This is a genomic window from Glycocaulis sp. (assembly GCF_052168375.1).
GTDB lineage: Bacteria > Pseudomonadota > Alphaproteobacteria > Caulobacterales > Maricaulaceae > Glycocaulis.
This window is the reverse complement of record NZ_JBQLZR010000072.1, coordinates 1-18,701: the sequence shown is the minus strand read 5'-3', so window position 1 is coordinate 18,701 and position 18,701 is coordinate 1. Positions and strand designations below refer to the sequence as shown.

16 protein-coding genes and 1 tRNA gene are annotated in these 18,701 nt (G+C 63.3%); 5 read left to right on the top strand and 12 right to left on the bottom strand.

Features of this window, described 5'->3' with window-relative positions; all coding sequences use genetic code 11:
- From ACTS2Z_RS02865 to ACTS2Z_RS02835, 7 genes are all read right to left on the bottom strand, one after another.
- On the bottom strand, positions 1-1,071 hold a 1,071-nt coding region (locus tag ACTS2Z_RS02865), incomplete at its 3' end, for a GumC family protein (protein ID WP_442571722.1).
- Positions 1,072-1,193: 122 nt separating this feature from the next.
- A complete protein-coding gene (locus tag ACTS2Z_RS02860; protein WP_442571721.1) occupies positions 1,194-2,492 on the bottom strand; it encodes an outer membrane beta-barrel protein in 1,299 nt (432 codons plus the stop codon).
- A gap of 98 nt (positions 2,493-2,590) precedes the next feature.
- Positions 2,591-3,028, bottom strand: a complete 438-nt coding sequence (locus tag ACTS2Z_RS02855; protein ID WP_442571720.1) for a hypothetical protein — start codon at positions 3,026-3,028, stop codon at positions 2,591-2,593.
- Positions 3,029-3,388: 360 nt separating this feature from the next.
- A tRNA-Glu gene (locus ACTS2Z_RS02850) sits at positions 3,389-3,463 on the bottom strand.
- A 93-nt stretch (positions 3,464-3,556) separates the two neighbouring features.
- Positions 3,557-5,338 carry a single-stranded-DNA-specific exonuclease RecJ gene (gene recJ / locus ACTS2Z_RS02845; RefSeq protein WP_442571719.1) on the bottom strand — a complete coding sequence of 594 codons (1,782 nt, stop codon included), beginning with the start codon at positions 5,336-5,338 and terminating at the stop codon, positions 3,557-3,559.
- A 4-nt stretch (positions 5,339-5,342) separates the two neighbouring features.
- Positions 5,343-6,302 (bottom strand): class II fructose-bisphosphatase, encoded by a 960-nt coding sequence (glpX, locus tag ACTS2Z_RS02840; protein ID WP_442571718.1) that lies wholly within the window; start codon positions 6,300-6,302, stop codon positions 5,343-5,345.
- A 62-nt stretch (positions 6,303-6,364) separates the two neighbouring features.
- Positions 6,365-6,703 (bottom strand): hypothetical protein, encoded by a 339-nt coding sequence (locus ACTS2Z_RS02835; RefSeq protein ID WP_442571717.1) that lies wholly within the window; start codon positions 6,701-6,703, stop codon positions 6,365-6,367.
- Positions 6,704-6,796: 93 nt separating this feature from the next.
- On the opposite strand from ACTS2Z_RS02835, the gene phaC reads away from it, so the two are divergent.
- The gene (gene phaC / locus ACTS2Z_RS02830; RefSeq protein WP_442571716.1) at positions 6,797-8,728 is read left to right on the top strand and encodes a class I poly(R)-hydroxyalkanoic acid synthase; all 1,932 of its coding nucleotides are present in this window, start codon (positions 6,797-6,799) and stop codon (positions 8,726-8,728) included.
- A gap of 142 nt (positions 8,729-8,870) precedes the next feature.
- Here phaC and ACTS2Z_RS02825 read toward each other — a convergent pair whose 3' ends face one another.
- From ACTS2Z_RS02825 to rplM, 4 genes are all read right to left on the bottom strand, one after another.
- Positions 8,871-10,571: an ArnT family glycosyltransferase gene (locus ACTS2Z_RS02825; RefSeq protein WP_442571715.1), complete on the bottom strand. Its 1,701-nt coding sequence runs from the start codon at positions 10,569-10,571 to the stop codon at positions 8,871-8,873.
- 1 nt (position 10,572) lies between these two features.
- On the bottom strand, positions 10,573-11,337 hold the full coding sequence (locus tag ACTS2Z_RS02820; protein ID WP_442571714.1) for a glycosyltransferase family 2 protein: 765 nt from the start codon (positions 11,335-11,337) through the stop codon (positions 10,573-10,575).
- A gap of 179 nt (positions 11,338-11,516) precedes the next feature.
- Positions 11,517-12,017, bottom strand: coding sequence for a 30S ribosomal protein S9 (gene rpsI / locus ACTS2Z_RS02815; protein ID WP_442571713.1), 501 nt, complete (start codon positions 12,015-12,017; stop codon positions 11,517-11,519).
- The gene (gene rplM, locus ACTS2Z_RS02810; protein WP_442571723.1) at positions 12,017-12,484 is read right to left on the bottom strand and encodes a 50S ribosomal protein L13; all 468 of its coding nucleotides are present in this window, start codon (positions 12,482-12,484) and stop codon (positions 12,017-12,019) included. Before rplM ends, rpsI begins: the two co-directional genes overlap by 1 nt.
- A gap of 259 nt (positions 12,485-12,743) precedes the next feature.
- Between rplM and ACTS2Z_RS02805 the strand changes: the two genes are divergently transcribed.
- Both ACTS2Z_RS02805 and ACTS2Z_RS02800 read left to right on the top strand, forming a co-directional pair.
- Complete coding sequence (locus ACTS2Z_RS02805) at positions 12,744-14,168, top strand: alkaline phosphatase PhoX (RefSeq protein WP_442571712.1); 1,425 nt, start codon at positions 12,744-12,746, stop codon at positions 14,166-14,168.
- Positions 14,138-15,145 carry a hypothetical protein gene (locus ACTS2Z_RS02800; protein WP_442571711.1) on the top strand — a complete coding sequence of 336 codons (1,008 nt, stop codon included), beginning with the start codon at positions 14,138-14,140 and terminating at the stop codon, positions 15,143-15,145. Before ACTS2Z_RS02805 ends, ACTS2Z_RS02800 begins: the two co-directional genes overlap by 31 nt.
- Here the strand turns inward: ACTS2Z_RS02800 and ACTS2Z_RS02795 are convergent.
- Positions 15,129-16,196 carry a COX15/CtaA family protein gene (locus ACTS2Z_RS02795; protein WP_442571710.1) on the bottom strand — a complete coding sequence of 356 codons (1,068 nt, stop codon included), beginning with the start codon at positions 16,194-16,196 and terminating at the stop codon, positions 15,129-15,131. The genes ACTS2Z_RS02800 and ACTS2Z_RS02795 overlap by 17 nt on opposite strands.
- Positions 16,197-16,373: 177 nt before the next feature.
- On the opposite strand from ACTS2Z_RS02795, the gene ACTS2Z_RS02790 reads away from it, so the two are divergent.
- Both ACTS2Z_RS02790 and ACTS2Z_RS02785 read left to right on the top strand, forming a co-directional pair.
- The gene (locus ACTS2Z_RS02790) at positions 16,374-17,552 is read left to right on the top strand and encodes an acyl-CoA dehydrogenase family protein (protein ID WP_442571709.1); all 1,179 of its coding nucleotides are present in this window, start codon (positions 16,374-16,376) and stop codon (positions 17,550-17,552) included.
- A 23-nt stretch (positions 17,553-17,575) separates the two neighbouring features.
- Positions 17,576-18,700 (top strand): acyl-CoA dehydrogenase family protein, encoded by a 1,125-nt coding sequence (locus tag ACTS2Z_RS02785; protein ID WP_442571708.1) that lies wholly within the window; start codon positions 17,576-17,578, stop codon positions 18,698-18,700.
- The last annotated feature ends 1 nt before the right edge of the window (position 18,701 follow it).

Below are 18,701 nucleotides of genomic sequence, written 5' to 3'. Positions count from 1 at the left end.
CTGGATCTCGCGGGCAACCTGCTCTTCCAGATCTGCCGCTTCACGTTCAACGGCGAGGATTTCCGGGTGGCGCGGGCCATAGCGCGATGTCAGATCGCTGCGCCGGCGGCTCGTCTCGGTCTGCTGGGCCCGCAAGGCCCGGATCGTCTCCGAACGCAGTACCTCACCGATCGTATCGAGCGACGATCCCTGATTGAGCTGAGCCTGAACACTGCGAAGCGACGATTCTGCAGCCGACAACTCGGCGCGCTGGATCGCCAGCTGGGCGTTGAGGTCGGAAATTTGCTGTTCGGTGAGCGTGCTGCCACCCGTATCGAGAAGTCCATTCTCGGCACGGTAAAGCTCCACGGCCTGCTCGTCAGTGCGGACTTCCTCGCGCAACACTTCGAGCCGTTCGTTGAGCCAGATATTCGCCCGCTCCGTCGCCTCGAACTTGGCTTCTAGCTGGGAGGTCAGATAGGCGTCGGCAAAGGCATTGGCAATTCGCGCCGCCTTTTCAGGGCCTTCCGAAACGAAGCTGATTGAAATCATGTATGTCATGCCCGACCGGCGGGCGCTCAGGCGGTCCAGAACCGCCGAGGTGACCTGATCGAGTTCGCGGCTTTCCGGTGATCCGGTGCTTTCCGCAACCTGTGACGGCAGAAGGGCGGAAAAGAACCCGGTGACGCCACTAATGAGCGCGCCGACCCCGGAAGGCTCGCGCAGGCGGCCATTGAATTCGGGGTCTGACACCAGATCGAGGCTCTCGACGACAGCCTGGGCCAGCGAGCGGCTGCGGATCAATTCCACCTCGGTATCGAGCGCGGCGGCGTCCGACCCGACACCCGTCAATACCGCCTCGATATCAATGACCTGGGAGCGGCGTGCATCAATGATGACACTGGCGGTAGCCGTGTATTGCGGCGTCATCTGCATGGTGACGAGAACCGCGAGCGCAAAAATTCCGAGCGCAACGGCAATGAATACGGCAAGTCGCCGCCGAAGGACGCGCCAGAGCTGGCGAAGGTCTACAAGGTCGTCATCGGCCTCAAGGCCAGCGCTCGCGAATGGCTGGCTCGAATTGTTAGCCATGACTACCCCGGCTTTTGGACACCACGTGGAACATGCGACCGGCACAACGAAACGCAAGCGCGCTCCGATGTGCCGGTGGGCATGCCTGATGGAGGAAGGCTACAACCTTCCTCCGACTGTCATCAATACTGGATCACCGCCGAGAACATGACGCGATTGACGCTGAATGCATTGGCGGCGTCGATACCCGCAGAGGTCTGGTCGAGATAGCTATAGCTCGCCGTCAGACCGAGATTGCGGTTCACCAGATAGGTCGCCTGCGCCGTTGCGCCCCAGCGCTCGTCTTCCCGGTCAATGCCTTCATAGTCGTCATTGGCGTAGTCCACGCGGCCAGTCAGGATGACGTTGCGAAGCAATTCATGGTCGAGCTGCGCTGCGAGAGACGTGCCGAGGAAACCTGCCGACGCCGCGATGCCGGAGTCTTCAATTGCCCGGCGGGCCGTGAAGGTCAGCGTGGTCAGCTGGGTCGGGAACCATTCCACGAGGCCGTCAAAGCTGAAGCCCTCCACTTTCGGGAAAGCTGCGCTGACATAGGTCTGCTCGGTATAGCCGAGACCGATTTCGCCGCGCGCGAGACCGCCGAGATCAAACTCCACACCGCCATCGATGGTGTATCCATCGGAGTCCCGGTTATTGAGAACAGCCGGCGGGGCAAGGTGGAAGTCGCGGTCATTATAGCGGTAGCGGACAAAGAGCGCGGTATCCGGGCTGATCGCATAGTCGGCGCGCACCGTGTAGCGGTGGGTGTCCTGGTCGCGGAAGTCCTGGCTGGCAACACCGCCACCGATCAGGCGCGCATCTTCGTAGTCGGTTTCCGCAAAATCATACCCGGCGCGCAGGCGCAGGCGGTTGAAGGTGTGCTGACCGCCAATAGAGAACGTCTTGTTGTCAAAACGGATCGGCTCGGCTGCAAAACCGGCTGCGCCGGCAGAGGTACGCGGCTCGGTACCACGGCTCTGCGAGATGGAGCCATTCAGCGAAGTGGAGCGCCGGATGTCCAGACGGCCGCCCGCACCGAGCGCATAGTCGGTCGTGCTCTCATCGGTGAAATCATTGTAGAGCTTGCGATTGACGTTCGCATAGGCGTTGAACGCGTGGCGCGACCAGGTCGTATCGACCGTCACTGCCGGGTTCAGGATGAGGATGGAATCCGTTTCCTCATTCGTCGCCGTCGCGAAGATGTTGTCGTTCAGTTCGACACCGAGCGTCAGGCTCGGGCGGTAGATGAAGGCACCGGCACGCGCGCCGAGCGCGTCGTATTCCGGACGCGGGCGCTGCGTCACACTCACGTTACGGTCGCGGTCCCAGAGAGCCTGAGCCTCGGCGGTGGAAGCCCCGGCCACGCTCGCAGCTCCGCCAGCACCCAAAATAAGGACGGCAGCGCCGACACTCGAAAACAGCTTTTCCTTGAGGTCCACCATGTATTCCCCACTAATGAAAATCCGGCGCCAATATCGCCGGCACAAAACCTTGTCGGGCCTGCGCCTTGAAGGAACGCAGGCCCGAAAACTTGCCGGACCTAGTAGTCCGAACCGCCACGGCCACCCGGAGGCGGCGGCGGGGGCGGGGTCGGCGTGCTGCCCGACGGACCACCCGGAACGCCCGGAATGCCGCCCGGAGAAGCCAGTTGGCCGGATACGTTCGCAGCAGCAGCCGTCGCCGCCGGCGTTTGCATGACCGGCGAAGCCGCCGCGACAGCCAGAGCGGCAGAAGCCGTTGAAGCATCAGCGCCGGAAGCCTGGATCGCTGCAGCAATCGCCGCCTCGACTTCAGCTTCGGTCGCATCCGGACCCAGCGCCGCAACGGCAGCTACGATGGCGTCGGCGACTTCCTGAACCGTCGGAGCTTCCTGCACGAATGCAGACGCGGAAGCGATAGCAGGAATGCCAGCGAGCGGCGCGCCAGCGAACATCACGGCGCCAAGAAGTGCGCGGGAAAGCTTGATTGAATGTTTCATGACGAGCCTCTCAAATTAACCTTGAGCTTAGGAGTAACAAACTTCGCCTCAGAGGGCCATGACAAAAGTGCCCCAGCCCCCTAATGCAACCCTCTGAAAAACAAGCGCAGGCTTAACAGTTGGTGAAGGTGATGCAGAATCGCCACGCAAAGGACGCGTTGCCATGCGCATTGTCTTCCCGGAGAACCCGCCAACTCATGGTGACCAGCACACGAGTGGAAATGAGTCCGAAAATTCACTCGACAGGCTGATGATCCAAGTCGTCCCGGCCCGATAAACACCGCGATAGCGGCGCAACAGAAATGTCCGCGCGAGCGGGTTCACGCCAGATTCTTGGAGCGAATTGCCGGATAAGCCGCGTGGCAGGCCCTAGGGGAATCGAACCCCTCTTTCCAGGTTGAAAACCTAGCGTCCTAACCGATAGACGAAGGGCCCGCATCAACGCGAGACCGGTTCTATATCCAAGCCGAATCCCCGATGCAAGCCCTGCGCGTAGCTTATTGTGCAGCAGGTGCACGCGCCGCGTGGTCAGCCGCTCGCCAGCGCCAGGTCCTCGAGGTGAAGCTCCGCCTTGCGGCCAAAGCGATTGTCTTCGGCCTTGATGCGTCCGGCCGCATGCCAGCGCTGGTTTTGGCCATTCAGGAGAGCGTCGCCCAGCGGCTTGCCGACCGCGCGAAAGGCGATGCCTGACACCTGCGCGCCGGAGGCAGCCTCGAAGGAGAAGCGCAAATGCCCGGTCCCCACCTCCTTCACGAAGCGGATATGAAGGTCTGACAGGGCGAATCTCGGCTCCGGATTGCCCATGCCGAACGGTGCGGCCTGCTTGAGCGAATCGCCGAACTCGAAACTGACCGCTGCGGGGTGAACCACCGCGTCGAGGCGCAAGGTGCGCGCCTCATCAGCCGCAGCCCACTCGGGCGCAAGGCGTTCAGACAGGAAGTCCCGGAAAGCCCCGATGCGCGGCGCGGCAATGGTAAGACCTGCCGCCATGGCATGCCCGCCGCCCTTCTCCAGCAGGCTGGCCTCGCGGGCCGCAAGGATTGCATTGCCGAGATGCACGCCGGGACAGGAACGCCCGGATCCCTTGCCGATACCGTCTTCTACGCCGATCACGATGGTCGGCCGGTTGAACTGGTCCTTGATCCGTCCGGCAGCAATGCCGATGACGCCGGGGTGCCAGCCCTCGCCAGAGAGTACGATGACGGGACCATCCGGATCGACCTGACCGCTTTCGATCTGATCGAGAGCGGCGGTGAGCACCCCGTCCTCAATGGCTTTGCGTTCGGCGTTTAGCTGGTCGAGCTCCTGCGCGATGGCGCGAACCCGCGCCGGGTCGTCGCTTGCAAGCAGTTCAAGGCCCAGACCAGCCGAACCGACACGCCCGCCCGCATTGATGCGCGGACCCAGCAGAAAGCCGCAATGGTAGGGGCTGGCAGGCCCTGTTAAGCCCGACACCTCGGCCAGCGCCGCCAGACCCGGCTTGTGCCAACTGCTCATCACCTTTAGGCCCGTGGTAACGATCGCGCGGTTCGGACCGGTAAGTGACACCACGTCGCAGATCGTACCGAGAGCGGCGAGATCCGTCATTGCCATGATGTCGGGCTCCGGCCCGGAAAAGGCACCGCGCGCCCGGCCCTCGCGGTTCAGCGCAGCCAGAAGGACCAGCGTCACACCCGCCGCCGCGAAATGGCCACAGCCCGAAGTGTCGCCTGGCTGGTTTGGGTTGACGAGCGCCAGCGCCGGGGGTGGCGCGCCGTCCATCAGATGGTGGTCGATGACCACGACCGGCAGGCCCATCGATGCCGCACTTTCCAGCGCGCCATGGGCGGCAGCCCCGCAATCAACCGTTACGACCAGACCAGCGCCCGCAGCTTGCAGGCTGGCAAAGGCTTCGGCGGAAGGACCGTAACCTTCCTCGATACGGTCCGGCACATAGGTCAGTGCCTCCTGCCCGACCGCGCGCAGCCAGCGTACGAGCTGCGCGCCGGAGCTCGCCCCGTCGACATCGTAATCGGCAAAGACCGCGATGCGCGTGCCTGCCTGTACCGCGTCCCATATGGCGCGGGCGGCAGCGTCCATGCCCAGAAAGCTCGACGGATCGGGAAAGCTGTCGCGCAGGCGTGGGCTGAGGAATCCGTTTGCGGCATCGACGTCAATGCCGCGCGAGACCATGAGACGCGCCAGTGCATCATTGCACCCCGTAGCCCGCACGACGGCGGCCACCTGTTCGTCGCGAGCCTCGCTCAGCGCCCAGGCCCGCCCGGTTACCGAGCGGGTGACGCCAAACAACGCTTCGCGTCCGGCGCTCACGGGATCAGCTGCCCTCCAGGAATCGCTGGGTGGTAATGACGCGGCGCGAGCGTGGCGCGGACGACAGAAGCAGGGTCTGGGTGGTGACTGTGCCGGGACCGTGGGTTACGCCGTCCAGCAACTGTCCGCCGGTCACACCGCTGGCGACAAAGAGGCAGTCCTTCGAGGCCAGTTCACTACCGGCATATTTGCGGTCGAGATCCTGGATGCCGGTCTTGGCCGCGCGTGCGCGCTCGTCATCATTGCGGAAGAACAGGCGGCATTCGATCTGGCCACCAAGGCAGCGCAAGGCAGCTGCGGACAAGACGCCCTCAGGTGCGCCGCCCTGACCCACATACATGTCGACGGAGGTTTTCGGGTCGGCTGCCGCGATAACGGCGGCCACACCCCCGTCCGGGATCAGCACAACGCGCGCGCCGGCTGCGCGCACAGCGTCGATGATCGCCTGATGGCGTTCGCGCTCGAGCACGCACACGGTGATGTCAGTCACCGGCACGCCCTTGGCCTTCGCGACGGCAGCAACATTTTCGCCCACCGGCTTGTCCAGATTGATGATCCCGTCCGGCAGGCCGGGGCCGACGGCCAGCTTGTCCATATAGGTATCAGGCGCATGCAGGAGGCCACCGCGCGGCGCGAGCGCCAGCAGCGTCAACGCTTCAGGCTTGCCGCCTGCGGTGAGCGAGGTGCCTTCCAGCGGATCAAGCGCAATATCGATCTCCGGCCCTTCTCCGGTGCCGACCTCCTCGCCGATATAGAGCATCGGTGCCTCGTCGCGCTCGCCTTCGCCGATCACGATGCGGCCACGCATGGGCATGTCGTTGAACGCTTTGCGCATGGCATCGACCGCTGCCTGGTCGGCTGCGATCTTGTCACCCCGGCCAGCCAGACGCGCAGCCGCGATTGCGGCGCGTTCAGCCGCTTCCACGGCGCCAAGGGCAAGATGAGAAAGGGAGTGGGAGGGCATCAGGCAGCGCTTCCTTGCGATGGGTTTGGAACGAAGGGTCCGTTCAGATCAGGAAAGTTTGGTCAATTGTCTCTGGCCGGCGCAGGCGGCGGTGTGGCCTGTTCCCTTGCCCGTTGTCCATAGGCCAGCGGATCGGCTGGCGGCAACATCAGCAGCTGAGCGCGCGAGACAACCATGTCGCGCGTATCGGCCAGCGAACGCGCTGCACTCGCCATGCGCCAGCTTTCGGCCTCGGGCCTGCGAATTTCGGGGATGAATTCGGGCGGCTGACGGTCGGCTTCCAGCGCCATGCGCGCATCGGCCCAGCTGCCTTCGGTTTCCGGGACGGTCACCAGCGCGCAGCCTGTAAGGATGAGGCTCGCCAGAACTACGCAGGTCAGGAGGGAGGGGACACGGGCCACGGGGCTGGCCTCCTTCAAGGGAGTGGACGGATCACACGCTTTCTATACGCTTCGTTTCCTCAGTGTCACGCCCTACCGGAAGTGCTGTCTGTCATGGCCGAGAAAAAATCCCCTCCCAAGCGCGCTAAATCGAAAAAGCTGGCCTCTGCCGCAAAGAAGCCGGCCAAACCGGCTGCGGCGGAGGAAGCGGCTCCGCCACCGGCACCCGAACCGGCCACCGGCGCGATGGGGTTTCCGGGCCTTCCGGCGGCAGACCTTGAAACGCTGGAGACCATATCGCGCAATGTCATGCAGTCGGCGCTGAAGAGCCAGAAGCTGATGGCCGACATGATGCGCCGGTCTCTGGAAGGTGATCCCACATTTGCCCCGCAGGCTGATCCGCTGCACGCATCACCTGAACTTGCGAAGGCCTGGGAAAACGTGCTCAGCGACCCGGAACTCCTGTTACAGGCTCAATCCGATCTTTATCGCGGCTATCTCGATCTCTGGTCCGGCGCGACAAAGAAGATGATGGGCGAAACACCGCCGCCCGTGATCGAACCGGAAAAGGGCGACAAGCGCTGGCGTGCCGCTGAATGGACCGAACACCCCATGTTCGATGCCATGCGCCAGTCCTACCTGTTGAACCAGCGCTTCCTCCTCAATCTTGTCAACAATGCCAAGGGCATAGACGAGGAAACGCGCCGGAAGGTGAACTTCGTCACGCGCCAGATGATCGACGCCATGTCGCCGACCAATTTCGCCCTGACCAATCCGGATGTGCTCAAAGCCACGTTCGAGACCAAAGGCGAGAACCTGTCGCGCGGTCTGATGAACCTCGTGAACGATCTGGAGCGCGGCAAGGGCCGCCTCGCCCTCTCCCAGACCGATATGGAAGGCTTCGTCGTCGGCAAGGATCTGGCTGCGACGCCCGGCGAGGTGATCTTCCGCAACCCGGTCATGGAACTCATCCAGTATTCACCGGTCACCGAGACCGTGCGCCAGAGGCCGATTCTCATCGCGCCGCCCTGGATCAACAAGTTCTACATCATGGACATGCGTCCGCAGGGCTCGATGATACGCTGGCTGACGCAACAGGGGTTCACGGTGTTCCTGATCTCCTGGGTGAACCCGGATCCTACCCTGAAGGACAAGACGTTCGAGGACTATATCCGCGAAGGCCTGTTCGAGGCGCTGGACGCGGTCGAGACGGCTACCGGCGAACGTCAGGTCGACGCCATCGGCTATTGCATTGGCGGCACGATGCTGGGCAGCGCGCTGGCCCTGATGGCGGCTGAAAACGATGACCGCATCGCCTCGGCCACCTTCTTTGCCGCGCAGCTCGATTTCGAGCTGGCGGGCGAGCTTCTGGTCTTCATCGACGAGGAATGGTTCAAGGAAATCGGCCGCCTGATGGATGCGCAAGGCGGGGTGCTGGACGGGCGGACCATGGCCGACACGTTCAACATGCTGCGCGCCAATGACCTCGTCTGGTCGTTCGTGATCAACAACTACCTTCTAGGCAAGACGCCGCAGGCCTTCGACCTGCTCTACTGGAATGCCGACCAGACGCGTATGCCCAAGACCTTGCACCTCTATTATCTGGAGAAGTTCTACAAGCAGAACGCTCTTTCCAAAGGGGAATTGGAGCTGGGCGGTCACCGGCTCGACCTGAAAAAGGTGAAAATCCCGGTCTTCATGCAGGCCAGCAAGGAAGACCACATCGCCCCGGCGGACTCGGTCTATCGCTCCGCGCGCCTGTTCGGTGGCAAGACGCAATACATGATGGCCGGATCAGGCCATATCGCCGGCGTGGTCAACCATCCCGATGCCAACAAGTACCAGCACTGGGTCAACGAGACCTTGCCGGAAACCCGCGAAGAATGGCTCAAAGGGGCCAAGGAAAACCCCGGCTCCTGGTGGCCGCACTGGAAGGCGTGGCTCCTGTCGATGAATGACACCCAGGTGCCCGCACGCAAACCCGGCGGTGGCAAGCTGAAGCCTATCTGCCCGGCTCCGGGCGAGTATGTGAAGGTGAGGAGTTAGGGGAAAGCCCCGTCCCATCCAAGAATCGCGGTCCCGGCCCTCCAGCCGAGACCCACCTACGAAGCACCTGAGGCACCAAAAACCATGGATCCCGGGTCAAGCCCGGGAACCCGGTTGAGGGGGCACGCGAAAAAGCGGAAGGCTAGCGCAAGCTGAGGGCCGACTCGTCGGTCACAAGCACGGTCAGATCGAGCAGATCGCCCTTCACCAGGTTGTAGCCCGATACGCTGGCGAGCGGCCGGACCGACATCCCTCGCGCCGCAAGCGCCGCGTCAAAACCCTCGCGCTCGGCGACGTCCACAATGGCCACTCCGCAGGCCGGATCGCTTGCCAGCACGTCCACGGACGCCTCGGCATTGTCCGACAGGAGCGCGTTTGTCCCGAGATAGAAGGCATTGGATGGCTCGCGATAGCCGAGCGTGGTGATGGAGAGCGTCTCGCACCCTTCCAGCCGGTCCACGATGCGCCCCATGCGCTCTGACGGCCACATGGCATCGATATTGGGGATCACCACGCCGAACATCGCGCCATAGACGGCGATGGCACCGACACCGGCCACGCCCAGCGTGCGCAGGGACGGCGCGAAGGCGAGCGCACCCACGGTAAAAAGCGCGACAAGGCCAGCGCCAGCGGCGATCCAGGCTTCGAGCCCGACTGCGCCGTTGAATTCGATATGCGCCGCTATCGGAAGCGCGATGAGCACGCCGGAGACGGCGAGCGTCAGGCCAGCGGCAACCCAGTGGAAGACACGCTGCTTCAACCCGGAAAGAAGTCCGCGCACATCAGTCAGTGCAAGGCCCATCAGGATCGCGATGGCCGGAAAAGTCGGCACCACATAGTGCGGCAGCTTGGTGGTGATGAGTTCGAAGACGATCCAGGTCGGCACGATCCAGGAGACGAGGAAGAGGATCGTCCTGTCCTTGCGGTGTTTCCACGCCGCCAGCACGGCCAGCGCCAGCAGGACGGCACCCGGCCACAACGTCACGGGTGAGAGCATGAGGTGGAAGCCGAGCGGACCGGTATGGTTCTCCGCCGCTTCGGACACCTTGCGCAGCATCGACCAGCCCACCGCTTCCGCAAGGAAGGCGCCATCGGTGACGATGGTCACCGCAACAAGCCAGGGCGCTGCGATGGCAATGACGACCAAGAGGCCAAGGCCCGGACGGATACGGCGCAGGAGATCAAAATCGCGCGTCAGAGCGATGAAGGCGAACAGCGTCAGCGCCGTCACCATGGTGAAGATCGGACCCTTGATCAGGATGCAGACGCCTGTTGCAGCCCACATCGCAAAGGGCCAGCCGATGAAGGCAGGACGCCTGTCCGTAATTTTGAGCGCCAGCATGGCGAGCGAAATCTGCGCCAGCATGCCAAAGCCCAATAGAAGCGCATCTGTCTTGGCGGTGCGTGCCTCCACCTGAAGCGATAGCGCAATGGCCAGCACAAGGCCTGCGGCAAGCCCCACCTGCGGCGAAAAGAGCCGGCTGCCGAGCCAGCCGGTCATGATAATGGCGGCAATAATGCCAAAAAGACTGGTCAGGCGGTGCGCCCAGACCGGCGCTTCGGCGCCGCCAAAGGGCGTGGTGGTCACGACCTGCGCCCAGTACGTGCCGACGGGCTGCTTGTGACGGGCCTCATCCTGAAAGCGGATATCGATGAAGTCGCCCGTCTCCATCATCTGGCGGCTGGCCTGAATATAACGGGACTCATCGCGGTCCATCGCCGGGATGGTGAAGAAGCCCGGCAACATTGCCGCCAGCGCAACGAGCACCAGAAAGAGATAGCCGAAGCGGTTCAGACCGCCGCGTGTGCCCGGCACCAGAAGCGTCTCAAGCCAGCCGGTCACGTCAGACCTCATCTGCCGAACGGCCGAGCAAAAGCTGGGCAGCGGGCACATGGGTACGGCGCATGAGCCACACCACACCCATCAGATCAAAAAACCCGGCCATAGCTCTGCCAAGATTTGTGTATTTGGATTCGCCTGCCGCCCGGGCGCGATTCACAACCGGCACGCTGACATAGCTGAATCCGAGGTGCCGGGTGAAGGCCGGGATATAGCGGTGCAGCGCATCGAAGAAGGGCATGGCGAGGAAAAGGTCCCGCACCACCAGCTTCAATCCGCACGCCGTATCCGGACAGGCATCATTGAGGAGGCTGCGGCGAAGATGATTGGCAAAGCGCGAGGCGAACTTGCGGCTATTGCCGTCCGTGCGGTTCTGGCGCCAGCCAGCCACAAGAGCCCTGTCACCGACAGTCGTCAGATCAATCTCGGCGACCATGTCCAGAATGGAGCGCGGATCGTCCTGCCCGTCCCCGTCCATTGTCGCGACCCAGAGGGAGCGCGCCGCGATCATGCCCGTTCGCAGGGCCGCGCTCTTGCCGGAGCGCTTCGGATGCTGGATCAGGCGGATGCGGTCGTCTTCCGCCATCAGGCCGCCCAGCGCCTCTGCCGTCCCGTCAGTGCTGCCATCATCAATGATGATGAAGCGCGATTGCGGGATCGATGCGGTAATCACATCGCGCGCTTCGCGTACAACCGTCTCGATGCTTTCTGCCTCGTTGAGCGCAGGAATGAGCACCGTCAGCAGAGGTCGTGAAGCGGCATCGGTCATCAGTGTGAAGTGTCCCGGTACTGGCGCGGAAGGCAATTGTCCGCTGGCGGGCGTGCATAGCATGACCCCTCCGGCATGGGGAGCCGCCAATTACGGCGCTCCAGCCCTGTTCGCCAAAAGAAAACGGGCGGCGCCATCCGGCACCGCCCGCTTTTGCATTCCCGCAAGGGAAAGACCGTTTAGCGCTTCGAGAACTGGAAGCTGCGGCGGGCTTTCTTCTTGCCGTACTTCTTGCGCTCGACGACGCGGCTGTCGCGGGTGAGGAAGCCACCGGCTTTCAGCACGCGGCGCAGCTCCGGCTCGTAATAGGTCAGAGCCTTGGAGATGCCGTGACGCACCGCACCGGCCTGGCCGGACAGGCCACCACCGGTCACCGTTGCATACACGTCATACTGGTCGAGGCGCTCGGCCGTTTCGAACGGCTGGGCCAGCAGCATGCGCAGCACCGGGCGGGCAAAGTAAACTTCCTGATCGCGGCCATTGACGACGATCTTGCCGGCACCCGGCTTGATCCAGACGCGGGCAATGGCGTTCTTGCGCTTGCCGGTGGCATAGGCGCGGCCATGCTCGTCGATCTTCGGTTCGGCAAGAACCTCTTCTTCGGGCGTGGCAACAACCGGAGCGTCAGCCTGCTTCAGGGCCGATTTCAGGTCTTCGAGAGAGCGTGCTTGTTCGGCCATTATGCGCTCCGCACGTTTTTGGTGTTGAGGGATTTGAAGTCGATGACTTCAGGCTGCTGGGCCTCGTGCTTGTGCTCGGTGCCGGCATAGACGCGCAGCTTGGAGAACTGGGTGCGGGCCAGCGGGCTTTCTTTCGGCAGCATGCGCTTGACGGCGTTCTCGAGCACACGCTCGGGGAAACGGCCCTCGATCAGCTTGCGCGGGCTGGTTTCCTTGATACCGCCCGGGTGACCGGTGTGACGGTAATAGCGCTTGTCTTCGTATTTTTTGCCCGTGAACACCACCTTGTCGGCATTGATGACCACGATATGGTCACCGCAATCGGTGTGCGGGGTGAAGTCGGGACGGTGCTTGCCGCGCAGACGGGTGGCAATATACGCCGCGAGACGGCCGACAACGGCCCCTTCGGCGTCGATCACAACCCATTTGTGTTCAACTTCTGCGGGCTTTGCGGAGAAGGTCTTCATCGCTTCGGCCTTGACACTTGAGAGCGAGACCGGAACCGCCCGGCCTCTCATGGATGCGCGCTGTTACGCGCCGCACCGGTTTGTGTCAACACGGCTTGTGAAAAAGACTGTAAATCAGCGCTCTAGATATGCGGTATTTAATTACCGCACACTCTGAGCTCTCCGCTGCCGCTCCGCCCTCCCCCTGTCACACGGGTGACAAATCACCTATAGATCATGGTGATTTCAAACGCCCTTCATCCACTCTGGAGCCCCCGTCATGCCCCTGTCCCGCCGCCGGTTTTTCGCTCAGGCCGCTGCGACGGCAAGTGCGTTTGCCGGACTGGCCGTACTGACCGGGTGCAATGGCGCGCCGCCCCAGACACACCTGAACCAGGTGCGCGGCTATGGCCGCCTGCAAGCAGACCGGCGCGGTCTTTTCAGCCTGCCAGACGGGTTTTCCTACACGACGTTCTCCGAAACCGGCCAGGTCATGAGCGATGGCCTGCTGGTACCTGGCAATCATGACGGCATGGCCTGCTTTCAGGGGAGCGACCGCGACCATGTCATCCTCGTCCGCAATCATGAACTCAACCCCGGACAGGTCGAGAAGTCTGCCTTCGGCGCCGATTACAGCCTGCTGGACCGGATCGACCCGTCCTTTCTCTATGACACGCTTCCAGGCGGGGAGCCGCACCTTGGCGGCACCACGACCGTTCATGTGAATGCCCGCAATGGCCGGGTGGAGCGCGAATTCCTGTCGCTCGCCGGCACGGTCAATAATTGCGCGGGCGGCCCGACGCCCTGGAATAGCTGGATCAGCTGTGAGGAAACCCTGATGCAGCAGGGTGGTGCGGCGCGCCTCGACCATGGCTGGAACTTTGAAGTTCCTGCCAGTGCGACAGGGCTGGTCGAACCGGTAGCGCTGCGCGGCATGGGCCGCTTCCGCCACGAGGCAGTGGCAATCGATCCGGCAACGGGCATTGCCTACCAGACAGAGGATGCGGAACCGGGGCTTTTCACCCGTTTCATCCCGGATCACAGGGAAGAATTGTGGCGCGGGGGCCGGTTGCAGGCGCTGGCACTTGTGGAGCGTCCCGGCGCCGACACCCGCAACTGGTCTGGCAGCACCGATCCCATTCCGGTCGGCCAGTCCCTTGACGTGCGCTGGATTGATCTTGAGGCGATCCACAACCCGGACAACGATCTTGCCAGCCGTTCAGTGCTGGCGGGCGCGGCCAATTTCACGCGCGGAGAAGGCCTGTGGTTTGGCGAAGGCGAGCTTTATTTCTGCTGCACCGATGGCGGACCGGCCCAGATCGGACAGATATGGCGCTACCGGCCCAGCCCGTTTGAAGGCACGCCGCGCGAGCGCGAGGCGCCGGGCCAGATCACCCTGTTTGTGGAATCAACCGATGCGCGGGTGCTCGAGAAGTGCGACAACATCACGATTGCGCCTTGGGGCGACCTCATTGTCGTTGAAGATGGTGAGGGTGAACAGTTCATCCGCGGCGTCACGCCCTCTGGGCAAATCTACACGATTGGCCGCAATGCGGCGTCTGACACCGACAACGAATACAGCGAGATAACAGGTCCATGCTTCTCACCCGACGGAACGACACTCTTCTTCAACGTGCAACGCGGTCCGGGGCGCACCTTCGCCGTAAGGGGGCCGTGGGAGCGGCGCTCGCTGGCCTCTGTGTAGCGGCGCTTCTTGCCGGGTGCGAGCAGCCGGCAGAACCCGGCGCGACAGAAGAGGCCGTGGAGACCCGCGCGGCCGTGCGCAGCGTTCCGGTTACCGGCATGACGCAGGAAGCTGGCGCGGTCGAGCACCTCGCCCTGCTGCCCGTCGCGGACGCCCGCGATGACGGGTTGATCGTTGCGGCGCTGCGCGGCGGGGGGTTTGACGCCTACAATGATTTCGGCGAGAGGGTCTTCCAGGCCGCAGGCCCCGCGTTGACCAGCCTCGTGGCAGTACCGGTCTTCGAGATGCGCGGCACGCGCCTTCCGCTGCTCTTCGGCAGTGATAGCGACCGCCTCCTGCGCGGTTTTATCGTTCTGCCGGGTGCAGAGGCTATTGAGCCCCTGCCGCTGGACATTGCGAGCGTGAGTGATCCGGTGGAGAGCGTATGCCTCTACCGGCAAGGCACGGGCTTTGTCGAACTCGCCCTGCTGCACGCCAATCGCCGCGCCACCATCTGGCGCATGATGGATACCGGCGCTGACCGGCTGACCCTGACGCGCGTGTCGGAGATCGCCCTGCCCTTTACCGGTGAACACTGCGCCGGCGTGGACGGCGATCTGGTGATCGGCAGTGCTACGGGCGGCCTGGCCCGCGTCGATGGGCAAGGCAGTGTCTCGGCTGACGCAGTCGACGTGTCGGTTGCCAACTTTGCCTTCACCGAGCTTTACGGGCGGCCAGTGGCTCTGGTCCCGTTCGCCGATCAGGGCGTGATCGGCGTGTTTGACGGGCGCACGCTTGAAGAAATCTCGGCCATCGAGGTTCAGAGCGAAATGTCGATCACTGGCCTGGAACAGCCCGGTGCCATCACGGTCACCGAACTGCCGTTCAGCGGCATGGGCTTTTCCACCGGCCTCGCAGCCATCCATGATGGCGGCGACACCCGCATCAAGCTGGTGACGCGCGACGTGCTGGGCCGGGCCGTTACCGCGCCGGAGTAACAGCCGTCCGGGCCGCCAGCCAGGTCGTGAAGCCCGCCGTCAGGAAGAGCGCAATTGCGCCGCCCTGGTGGGCAAGCGACAGGTTCAGCGGCGAGGCTGATACAAGCGTCCAGATGCCCAATGCCACCTGCCCTGCGATCAGCACGGGCAGGAGCACGCCCACACGCTTGAGATCGGTCAGTCCGGTTTGCCAGAGGCGCCATGCCAGCACGGCGCCCAGCACGGCCAGGGCATAGCCTGTCCAGCGATGCTGGAACTGCACAGCGGGAAGGCTTTCAAACACGGCGCGCCAGACCGGCAGGCCGGAGAGATAGCCCTCAGGGAAAATCTGCCCCTCGAACCCCGGCCAGGTGGTGAAGATTCGTCCTGCCCCGGTTCCGGCCACCAGCGCGCCCAGCGCGATCTGGAACAGCACAGCGCCCCAGAACACGGCGGCAAGCGAGAAGACTGGTCCGCGCTTGACGATAGGCGTCTTGCCGTAGCGCAGTTCGAGCGCGGTCCAGAGCGTCAGCCCTAGAATACAGAAGGCCATGATCAGGTGCGTTGCCAGACGGTACTGGCTGACCGACACACGCTCGGTCAGGCCCGAGGCTACCATCCACCAGCCGATAGCCCCTTGCAGGCCACCCAGCGCAAAGAGCACCCACAGCCGCGTCTGCAAGCGTTTGGGCACCTGACGAGAGATCAGGAAGAAGGCGAAGGGTAGCGCAAAGGCAAAGCCGAGGAACCGCCCGAGCTGGCGATGGCCCCATTCCCACCAGTAGATGAACTGGAACTCGGCCATGCTCATGCCGCGGTTCTGGATCTGGTATTGCGGGATCTGGCGATATTTCTCCAGCTCCGCCTCCCAGCCTGCCTGTGTCATGGGCGGGATGGCGCCGGTCACCGGGCGCCATTCGGTAATGGACAGGCCTGAGCCGGTCAGGCGCGTCGCACCGCCCACCACGATCATCGCAATGACCAGCACCGCAATGACCACCAGCCACCAGAACATGGCCCGGTTGGTATCTTCAGGCGTGAATGGCCGGGGAAGTGCAGTATGGGCGAACATGGCAGGCCTCTGGTCAGTCCGTGTGCTGCAGCTACTTATCCCTTCGGACGTGGCGCGCAAGCGATCCGCGCGCTTTCGCCGCGCATGGGATGCATCGCGCAGGCGCAAAACAGGGCTGGCGCCCGGCGCGGCCTCAGCCTAACCTTGACGTAAACGTAAACGGGAGGAGACTCGAAAATGTCGCTGGAGACTTTCCGCAAAGAGACCCGCGAATGGCTTGAGGCAAACTGCCCGCCGGGCATGCGCATTCCCGCCCGCGGCGAAGCCGATATCTGCTGGGGCGGCCGCAACTGGACCTTCGCCAGCGATGACCAGCGTGTCTGGCTGGAGCGTATGGCGGAGCGCGGATGGACCGTACCGACCTGGCCGAAGGAATATGGCGGCGCCGGCCTCTCCAAGGAGGAAGCGCAGGTCCTGAAGGAAGAGATGAAGGCCATCAAGGCCCGCTCGCCGCTCGACAGCTTCGGCATCTGGATGCTTGGCCCGGCCCTGCTGAAATACGGCAATGAAGAGCAGAAGCGTGAACACCTGCCGAAAATCGCGCGCGGCGAGATCCGCTGGTGCCAGGGCTATTCCGAGCCGGGTGCCGGTTCCGACCTTGCCTCGCTGCGCACCAAGGGCGTGCTGGACGGCGATGAGTATGTCATCAACGGCCAGAAAGTCTGGACCTCCTACGCCGACAAGTCTGACTGGATATTCGCGCTCGTTCGCACCGAGGCTGATGCGCCCAAGCATCTCGGCATTTCCTTCATTCTGGTGGACATGGCCACAGCCGGCGTTTCCACAAAGCCGATCAAGCTGATTTCGGGTAAATCGCCCTTCTGCGAGACCTTCTTCGATGATGCCCGCGCCCCGGTGACCAACGTAGTCGGCAAGCCGGGTCAGGGCTGGGAGATTGCCAAATACCTGCTCAGCCACGAGCGCGCCGGCATCGTGTCCGACGCCGTTTCCGGCGGCCTCAACCCGGTTGGCGCCGCACATCTGGCTGGCGAGGTTGACGAGAAGGGCCAGATCGCTGACCCGATCCTTCGCGGTGACGTCGCGCGCCTCACCATTGACGCGCTGGCCTTCGAGGCGACCTTGCGCCGGGTGAAGGATGAGGCCGACAAGGGCGAAGGTGTGGGCGCGAAAGCCTCCATCCTGAAATATGTCGGCACCGAGCTGAACAAGCGCCGCCACGAGCTGAACATGTCGGCGCTCGGCTCCGATGGCCTCCTGTGGGAAGGCGAGAAGGAAGAAGACGGCGAGGCCGCCCGCTCCTGGCTGCGCAGCCGTGCCAACTCCATCGAGGGCGGCACCAGCGAGATCCAGCTCAACATCGTCGCCAAGCGCGTCCTTGAGCTTCCCGGCACCTGATTTTCAAGAAGGCATTTGCTGCAATGAGCTTTGTATTGAACGACGAAGAGCAGATGCTGCGCGATAGCGCGCGCAGCTTTCTGTCCGAGACGGCCCCGGTAACCGCGTTTCGCAAGCTGCGCGACGAGAACAACTCCGATGGCTTCTCGCGCGAGCTGTGGTCTGCCATGGCCGAGATGGGCTGGACCGGCGTGCTGGTCGAGGAAGACCATGGCGGAGTGGATCTGGGCGTATCGGCGGCGGGCCTGCTGCTGCAGGAGATGGGCCGCACGCTGACGCCCTCGCCATTTCTGTCCACCTCCGTCCTCGCGGCAACGGCACTGCGCGTGGCTGGCAATGCCGCGCAGAAGGACAAATGGCTGGCAAAAATCGTTTCCGGCGAGGCCGTCATCGGCTTTGCGGTCGATGAGCGTGCCCGCCACAATCCCGATCACATCAACACCAGAGCGAAGAAGCACGGCAATGGCCTGGTGCTGAACGGCTCGAAGCGCTTTGTGGCTAATGGCGCAGCCGCCGACGCCCTGATCGTCGTCGCACGCAATGATGACGGCGCACCTTGCCTCGTCATGGTGGACTGCAACCAGAAAGGCGTCAGCCGTACCGCGCGCCGCACGGTCGACAGCCATCTGCCTGCCGACTTCACCTTCGACAATGTCCAGCTGGACGGCGATGCGCTTCTCGATGGCGCGGAAGATACCGCAAAGGCCATCGGCTACATCCTTGATGTGGGCCGGGCCTGCGTGGCCGCAGAGAGCCTTGGCGTCGCCGAACAGGCTTTCGATGTCACGATCGACTATATCAAGAACCGCGAACAGTTCGGGGTTCCTATTGCGAGCTTTCAAGGGCTGCAGCACCGCGCCGCGCACCTGCTTTCCGAAATCGAGATGGCGCGCTCCATCGTGCTGAAAGCCCTTCGCACGCTGGACGAGACGCCGTCACAGGCCCCGATCTGGGCCGCAGCGGCCAAGGCCAAGGCAACAGCCGTCTCGCGGCTGGCGACTTCGGAAGGCATCCAGATGTTCGGCGGTGTCGGCATGACCGACGAGTACGATATCGGCCTCTATTACAAGCGCGCACAGGCTGCGGGCGAGTTCCTGGGTGATGATGCCTGGGGCGCCGGACAGGTGGCGAAACTGTCGGGGTATTGAG